This window comes from Romboutsia sp. 13368 (genome assembly GCF_018336475.1).
In the GTDB taxonomy this organism is placed as follows: domain Bacteria; phylum Bacillota; class Clostridia; order Peptostreptococcales; family Peptostreptococcaceae; genus Romboutsia.
This window is the reverse complement of sequence record NZ_CP048741.1, coordinates 61,768-69,047: the sequence shown is the minus strand read 5'-3', so window position 1 is coordinate 69,047 and position 7,280 is coordinate 61,768. Positions and strand designations below refer to the sequence as shown.

Below are 7,280 nucleotides of genomic sequence, written 5' to 3'. Positions count from 1 at the left end.
ATTATTTCCTTCTTGAATTACTTATATTTCTATTTTATTATGTTTAAAATAATTATATTCAACTATTAATATTATAGTATATAATCTATACTCATTTATATCCTTACTATATTTCAATATTGTCATTTTTATAGCAATTTATTAAATTAAAAAATGGGTGCTAGAAAATTTCTAGCCCCCATAATTATTTATAAATATTTAATTTATATCCACTCTGCAGATTCAGTAACTATTACAGTTTTTTCTTTATCTACATTCATGAATCCACCAGATACTTTCGCATCCTTATATTTTCCATCTAACTTAATACGTAATGTACCTGTAGCAAGTCCAGCTACTAATGGTCTGTGGTTTTTTAATATACCTCTATCACCTTCAGTAGTTCTAACTACAATCATCTCCGCATTTCCATTATAGAAGGTTTTATCAGGAGTGACAATTTCAAGTGCAAATACATTTGCCATTATTATCTACTCTCCTTTGCTCTAGCAACTACAGTGTCTATGTTTCCTGCATTTATGAATGCTGACTCTGGTAAATTATCATGCTTTCCTTCTAATATTTCTTTGAAACTTCTTATAGTTTCTTTTAATGGTACGTATACACCAGGAACCCCTGTGAATACTTCAGCAACGTGGAATGGTTGTCCTAGGAATCTTTGGATTCTTCTAGCACGAGCAACTGTTAACTTATCTTCATCAGATAATTCATCCATACCAAGTATTGCTATTATATCTTGAAGCTCATTGTATCTTTGTAATATAGATTGAACTCCTCTAGCTACTTCGTAGTGTTCTTTACCTACTATTTGTGGATCTAGAACTCTTGAGCTAGACTCTAGTGGATCAACTGCTGGGAATATCCCTAGAGATGCTATTTGTCTAGATAAAACTGTCTTAGCATCTAAGTGCGTGAATGTTGTAGCTGGTGCCGGGTCAGTTAAGTCATCGGCAGGAACGTATACAGCTTGAACAGATGTTATCGATCCACTCTTAGTTGATGTTATTCTTTCTTGTAGTCTACCCATTTCTGTAGCTAATGTTGGTTGGTATCCAACTGCTGATGGTGTACGTCCAAGAAGTGCTGAAACCTCAGATCCAGCTTGTGTAAATCTAAATATATTATCAACGAATAATAATACGTCTTGGTTTTCTTTATCTCTAAAGTGTTCTGCCATTGTAAGTCCTGTTAAAGCAACTCTCATTCTTGCTCCAGGTGGCTCGTTCATTTGTCCGAATACTAGAGCAGTTTTCTTTATAACTCCAGAATCAGTCATTTCTTCGTAAAGGTCGTTACCTTCTCTTGTTCTTTCTCCAACTCCAGCGAATACTGATAATCCACCGTGTTGAGAAGCTATGTTTGTTATAAGCTCTTGTATAAGAACTGTTTTACCAACTCCAGCTCCTCCGAATAGACCTATCTTACCACCTTTTAAGTATGGTGCTAATAAGTCAACTACTTTTATACCAGTTTCTAGTATTTCAGCAGTTGGTTGTAATTCTTCGAATTCTGGTGCTGCTCTGTGTATAGGCATTTGTGGTGCTTCAGCTGGTGCTGGCTTACCATCAACTGGTTGTCCTAATACGTTGAATATTCTTCCTAATGTTGCATCCCCAACAGGAACAGTTATAGGAGCTCCTGTATCAACAACTTCCATTCCTCTTACAAGTCCATCTGTTGAACTCATAGATATACATCTAACAGTGTCGCCACCAACGTGTTGTGCAACCTCTGCTACTATTTCTTTATCTCCTTGCTTTATCACTAATGCATTTAATAGATTAGGTAAGCTTTTTTCATTATCAAACTTAACGTCTAATACTGGTCCGACAACCTGAACTATTTTACCTATGTTTGCCATGTCCTAACCTCCTTATTATTGAGCTGCTGCAGCTCCCCCTACTATCTCAGATATTTCTTGAGTAACTGCTGCTTGTCTTGCTCTATTGTATACTAATTCTAGTTTTGATATCATTTCGTTAGCATTGTCTGTAGCTGATTCCATAGCAGTTCTTCTTGCAGCTTGTTCTGATGCAAAAGATTCTGCTATAGCTCCATATACACTTCCTGATACATACTTAGGTAATATATATCCAAGTACTGCATCAGCAGAAGGTAAATATTGAACTGCAGCTTTGCTTGTTTTAACTTTTTCTTCAGTCTTTGTATTATCTATTGTAACTGGTAGTAATTTTACTATCTTAGGTTCTTGTGATAAGGCAGATATAAACTCTGTATAAACAAGGTTAACCTCATCAACCTCTCCATTTTTATAAGCTTCCATAGCTGCTTGAGCAACTCTATTTGCATCATCATAAACACATTTTTCTACAGATTCTATATAATCTATAACTTCATATCCCCTATTAACTAAAGACTCTTTAGCTTTTTTACCTACAGGTATGATTTTTCCTGTGCCTAATTTGTTATGAGCAAGTACTGCTTTTAAAATATTAGAGTTATAACCTCCAGCTAATCCTCTATCACCAGCTACTACTATATAACATACGTTATTAACTTTTCTTTCTTTTAGAAATACATTTGTACTATTACCCGTATTTTTAGCTATATCTTGAACAGTGTTGTATAAAGTATTAAAGTATGGTTTTGTACTTTCAGCTCTTTCTTTAGCTTTTCTAAACTTAGATGAAGATACAAGTTCCATAGCTTTAGTTATTTGCTTAGTACTTTCAACACTCTTAATACGAGTTTTAATTTCCTTCATTCCAGCTCCTGCCACTGTGTTTACCTCCTTTTTTAAAAAGGATTACGCTTCTATAACAAACTTTTTCTTAAATTCATTTATAGCGTTAGTTAATTCTTGAGTAAAGTCTCCATTTTCAAGAATTTTCTTTCCTATTTCTGGATAATTTATATTTATAAATTCGAATAATTCAGTTTCAAATCTTGCTACATTATTAACTGGTATATCAGATAATAAGTTATTTGTAACTGCATGTATTATCATAACTTGGTTTTCAACTGATAATGGTTGATGTTCACCTTGCTTTAATACTTCAACTATTCTTTCCCCTTGAGCAAGCCTCTTCTTAGTATCTTCATCTAAGTCAGATCCAAATTGAGAGAATGCAGCAAGTTCTTTATATTGAGAGTAAAGAAGCTTTAATGGTCCCGCAACTTTTTTCATTGATTTTATTTGAGCAGAACCTCCAACCCTTGATACTGATATACCAGGGTCAACTGCTGGTCTTATACCTGCATAGAATAACTCAGGTGTTAAGTATATTTGTCCATCTGTTATAGATATAACGTTAGTTGGTATATACGCAGAAACGTCTCCTGCTTGAGTTTCTATTATAGGTAAAGCAGTTATAGAACCTCCACCTAATTCATCTGATAACTTAGCAGCTCTTTCTAATAATCTTGAGTGTAAGTAGAATACGTCCCCAGGGTAAGCTTCACGTCCTGGTGGTCTCTTAAGTAATAATGACATCTCTCTGTATGCAACGGCATGCTTAGTTAAGTCATCATATACTATTAATACATGTTTTCCTTCAAACATGAACTCTTCACCCATTGCAACCCCTGCATATGGTGCTATGAATTGAAGTGGTGCAGATTCAGAAGCACTTGCAGATACTACTATTGTGTAGTCCATAGCTCCACCTTTTTCTAAAGTGTTAACTAATTGAGCTACTGTAGAACGCTTTTGCCCTATTGCAACATATATACATATAACATCTTTACCTTTTTGGTTAAGTATAGTATCTATACATATAGATGTTTTACCAGTTTGTCTATCTCCGATTACAAGCTCTCTTTGTCCTTTACCTATTGGTATCATGGCATCTATAGCTTTTATTCCTGTTTCAAGTGGTTGATGAACAGATTTTCTAGCCATTATTCCTGTAGCTTCTGATTCAACTGGTCTTGTTTTATTTGTGTTTATAGGTCCTTTTCCGTCTATTGGTTGACCTAATGCATTTACAACTCTTCCTATTAAGGCTTCTCCAACAGGAACAGAAACTACGTTTCCAGTTCTCTTAACAACATCGCCTTCTTTTATACCTTGGTCATCACCAAGCATAACTGCCCCAACCATATCTTCTTCAAGGTTAAGAGCCATTCCATAAACTTCTCCTGGGAATTCTAAAAGTTCTCCAGCCATAGCATTTTCTAGTCCGTAAACACTTGCTATACCATCTCCAACTTTTAAAACACTTCCTGTATCTGTTAATTCAACTTTATTTTCATAATTTTTTATTTGTTCTTTTATTATTGAACTTATTTCTTCTGGTCTTAAATTCATGGGTTCACCGCCATTCTAAGATATTACTTGAGATAATTGGTTTTTAATTTTCGCTAAACGAGTTTTAACTGTTCCATCTATCTCTTCATTTCCAAGTTTAACTAAAACTCCTCCTAATATAGTTTCATCAACTATATTATTTAAAGTAACGTTTTTATTGTATTTTATAGAAAGATTCTTTTCTAAATCTTTTATTTCATGTTCACTTAATGAAACTGCAGTTACTACAGTTCCTTCTAATATATTGTTCTTATCATTTAATAAGTTTTTATATGATTCTTTTATATTTTCTATAGCCGACATTCTGTCTTTATCTATAACTATCTTCAAGAAGTTATTCATATTGTCACTTAATTGATTTTCAAATATATTTTTCATTACATTTTTCTTATCTTCTCTACCTATTAGTGGTGATTTTAAGAAATTGTATAAATCTTTATTTTCATTAAGTATAACTACTAACTCACTTAACTCTTGGTATAATTCGCTAGTAGCTTGAGTTTCCTCGCCAACTTCAAATAAAGCTTGTGCATATCTATCTGCTATTACATTTATCATTTAGATTCGCCCACCTCTTTTATAAAGTTATCTATTAACTCTTTATGTTTGTTAGAATCTATATCTTTTTCAATAACTTTAGATGCAGCTAAAACAGCTATACTAGAGATTTCATTTTTAATCTCATTCATAACTTTTTGTCTTTCTTGTTCTACATCCTTGCTAGCTTTTTCTTTTAATTGGCTTGCTTCTTGCTTAGCAGCAGCTATTATTTCATTTTCTTTTTGCTCTGCTCTTAAAGTAGCTTGCTTTATTATTTCTTGACCTTGCTCTTTTGCTGAAGTTAACTTTTCTTCATATTCTGATTTTAAAGTTAAACCTTCTTTTTTAGCTCTTTCTCCTTGTGCTAAATTCTCTCTTATATCTTTTTCTCTAGCTTCTATTATTCCTAATACAGGTTTAAATAGTAACTTTTTTAAAAGGAAAAATACTAAGAAAGTATTTACAATTTGAAATACAAATTCATATGTTATACCTATTAATGGTTTAAATTCCATATGCATTCTCCTTTCCACTAATAACCATTTATAATTAGGAGATGGTAAGCCATCTCCTAATTATAAACTTCAAATAATTTGTTGAGTTTTAATCTTACATAAATGGATTAGCGAATAAAAGAATTATAGCTATAACTAGCCCATATATACCTGTTGATTCTGCAACCGCTGCTCCAAGTAACATTGTTTGAGTTATATCTCCTTTTGCTTCTGGTTGGTTACCAACTGCTTCTGCTGCTTTACCTGCTGCAAATCCTTGTCCTATACCTGCTCCTATACCTGTTATAACTGCAAGACCTGCTCCTATAGCTGAACCTGCTGCTATTATTGCTGTATTCATATCCATGTTTCTTTTCCTCCTTGAAATTTTTTATTTTTAATTTATTTTTTATTTAATTAATTTTGTCCTGCTGCATCTGATACAAACACCATAGTTAACATTATAAATATGAATGATTGTAATACTCCTGAGAATAAATCGAAGTATAAATGTAGCGGAACTGGTATTACTAATTGACCAATTGGTATTGAAACCCCTGGTATCAGTGTTGATAGCCATCCTAAGAATTGGTATACTAATGCCATTATAACTGCTCCACCTAATATATTCCCAAATGGACGGAAAGTTAATGATATTGGCTTCGCTATTTCTCCTATTATGTTTAATGGTAGTAAAAATGGTACAGGCTCCATTAAGCCTTTGAAGTACTTAAGTCCATTAAACTTAATTCCAGCGTAGTAAATCATAAAGAATGTTATCATTGCCCACGCTAATGTAGTATCTATATCTGTCGTTGGAGATCTAAATCCTAATAGTCCTATTAAGTTAGAACATGCAAAGAATAAAACTAAACTTCCTATGTAAGGTACCATATTAGGCATTTTCTTTACTGTATTTTCACCCATAGTATCCTTTACTAGCTTATCTAGAGTTCCTATTGCAAATTCTAAGAATATTTGGACTTTGCTTGTAGGTACTTTTTTAAGATTTCTTGTTAATAAGAAAGATATTAGTGCTAAAGCTGCAATTATTATCCAGCTCACTACTACAGTCTCACTTAATTTGAAATTCCCAAAAAACCAGACCCATTTAGCTTGACTCATCCCTATGCCTCCTTTCTTTTAACTTTTTCTATTATTAGTTTTTGTGCTAAAATAACAAATTTAGTTGATAGTAATCCTAGCGCAGTACCAACTATATTCAAATGAGGTGCTTTAGCAGATACAAATAAAACAACTGCCATTATCCCCATTCTAATCAAATATTGACTAGATGAATATATTTGAGCTCTTGTAGGTGGCTTTGCTATTGTTTTAGTTACACTTATAGCTAATAATCTAAGATTTAATATAGCTATTATTGTTCCAAATATCAATCCTAATACCATCGCCTTATTAAGGTTAAAAGTTATTGCTAACCCTAGTAAAATTAATAAATCATAGAATACAATTCCCTTTGTTAATTTTTTAATTTCATCTTGTAGCTTATTGTCCATAACTTCACTTCCTTTTTGTATATACAATTAAAGTCTTATATGCTCCCATAAATGCTCCACCTATACCTAATAACATAAACACTAATGTTAGTATTGGAGATGTATTTAATTTAGAATCTAAAAACTTTCCTATAAATGTGCATCCTAATATACATATCAATATCATAATCCCAATTTGATTTATTAATGAAAGCATATTAGCAATTTGCATGTATGTTTTTTTCTTATTCATCGAATAGTATATCCTTTCTAAAAGAATATAATTTAATAGATTTTTAACGTTAAAATGTAACTTATAAAAAAAATTTATTTAAGTATATCTTATTCTATCATATTTTTGTATATTTTAGAACTAATTTATAACATTTTAGATTCAATTTGAATTTTACTGAAGTTTTTCATTCAATGAAAAAATATTATTCATAAAAACACTTTAATTAAATTATAAAAAATACTATT

10 protein-coding genes are annotated in these 7,280 nt (G+C 32.0%); all 10 read right to left on the bottom strand.

Annotated features, from left to right (window positions below; all coding sequences use genetic code 11):
- Nucleotides 1-203: 203 nt before the first annotated feature.
- Nucleotides 204-464, bottom strand: coding sequence for an ATP synthase F1 subunit epsilon (atpC, locus tag G3997_RS00350; RefSeq protein ID WP_296646296.1), 261 nt, complete (start codon nucleotides 462-464; stop codon nucleotides 204-206).
- A 2-nt stretch (nucleotides 465-466) separates the two neighbouring features.
- Nucleotides 467-1,861 carry a F0F1 ATP synthase subunit beta gene (gene atpD, locus G3997_RS00345; RefSeq protein WP_296646294.1) on the bottom strand — a complete coding sequence of 465 codons (1,395 nt, stop codon included), beginning with the start codon at nucleotides 1,859-1,861 and terminating at the stop codon, nucleotides 467-469.
- Nucleotides 1,862-1,876: 15 nt separating this feature from the next.
- Nucleotides 1,877-2,740, bottom strand: a complete 864-nt coding sequence (atpG, locus tag G3997_RS00340) for an ATP synthase F1 subunit gamma (RefSeq protein WP_296646290.1) — start codon at nucleotides 2,738-2,740, stop codon at nucleotides 1,877-1,879.
- Nucleotides 2,741-2,767: 27 nt separating this feature from the next.
- Nucleotides 2,768-4,270, bottom strand: coding sequence for a F0F1 ATP synthase subunit alpha (gene atpA, locus G3997_RS00335; RefSeq protein WP_296646288.1), 1,503 nt, complete (start codon nucleotides 4,268-4,270; stop codon nucleotides 2,768-2,770).
- Between the two features lie 15 nt (nucleotides 4,271-4,285).
- Nucleotides 4,286-4,828 carry a F0F1 ATP synthase subunit delta gene (locus G3997_RS00330; protein ID WP_296646285.1) on the bottom strand — a complete coding sequence of 181 codons (543 nt, stop codon included), beginning with the start codon at nucleotides 4,826-4,828 and terminating at the stop codon, nucleotides 4,286-4,288.
- Complete coding sequence (gene atpF / locus G3997_RS00325; RefSeq protein ID WP_296646283.1) at nucleotides 4,825-5,325, bottom strand: F0F1 ATP synthase subunit B; 501 nt, start codon at nucleotides 5,323-5,325, stop codon at nucleotides 4,825-4,827. Before atpF ends, G3997_RS00330 begins: the two co-directional genes overlap by 4 nt.
- Before the next feature lie 94 nt (nucleotides 5,326-5,419).
- Nucleotides 5,420-5,665 (bottom strand): ATP synthase F0 subunit C, encoded by a 246-nt coding sequence (gene atpE / locus G3997_RS00320; protein ID WP_296649181.1) that lies wholly within the window; start codon nucleotides 5,663-5,665, stop codon nucleotides 5,420-5,422.
- A 56-nt stretch (nucleotides 5,666-5,721) separates the two neighbouring features.
- Nucleotides 5,722-6,429: a F0F1 ATP synthase subunit A gene (gene atpB / locus G3997_RS00315; protein ID WP_296646281.1), complete on the bottom strand. Its 708-nt coding sequence runs from the start codon at nucleotides 6,427-6,429 to the stop codon at nucleotides 5,722-5,724.
- A gap of 2 nt (nucleotides 6,430-6,431) precedes the next feature.
- Complete coding sequence (locus G3997_RS00310) at nucleotides 6,432-6,821, bottom strand: ATP synthase subunit I (RefSeq protein WP_296646279.1); 390 nt, start codon at nucleotides 6,819-6,821, stop codon at nucleotides 6,432-6,434.
- A 4-nt stretch (nucleotides 6,822-6,825) separates the two neighbouring features.
- Nucleotides 6,826-7,053 carry an AtpZ/AtpI family protein gene (locus G3997_RS00305; RefSeq protein ID WP_296646277.1) on the bottom strand — a complete coding sequence of 76 codons (228 nt, stop codon included), beginning with the start codon at nucleotides 7,051-7,053 and terminating at the stop codon, nucleotides 6,826-6,828.
- Nucleotides 7,054-7,280 lie beyond the last annotated feature (227 nt).

Coding starts and splice junctions, on each gene's coding strand:
- atpC (WP_296646296.1), bottom strand. CDS start 464: ATGGCAAATGTATTTGCACTTGAAATTGTCACTCCTGATAAAACCTTC.
- G3997_RS00305 (WP_296646277.1), bottom strand. CDS start 7,053: ATGAATAAGAAAAAAACATACATGCAAATTGCTAATATGCTTTCATTA.
- atpE (WP_296649181.1), bottom strand. CDS start 5,665: ATGAATACAGCAATAATAGCAGCAGGTTCAGCTATAGGAGCAGGTCTT.
- atpF (WP_296646283.1), bottom strand. CDS start 5,325: ATGGAATTTAAACCATTAATAGGTATAACATATGAATTTGTATTTCAA.
- G3997_RS00310 (WP_296646279.1), bottom strand. CDS start 6,821: ATGGACAATAAGCTACAAGATGAAATTAAAAAATTAACAAAGGGAATT.
- atpD (WP_296646294.1), bottom strand. CDS start 1,861: ATGGCAAACATAGGTAAAATAGTTCAGGTTGTCGGACCAGTATTAGAC.
- atpA (WP_296646288.1), bottom strand. CDS start 4,270: ATGAATTTAAGACCAGAAGAAATAAGTTCAATAATAAAAGAACAAATA.
- G3997_RS00330 (WP_296646285.1), bottom strand. CDS start 4,828: ATGATAAATGTAATAGCAGATAGATATGCACAAGCTTTATTTGAAGTT.
- atpB (WP_296646281.1), bottom strand. CDS start 6,429: ATGAGTCAAGCTAAATGGGTCTGGTTTTTTGGGAATTTCAAATTAAGT.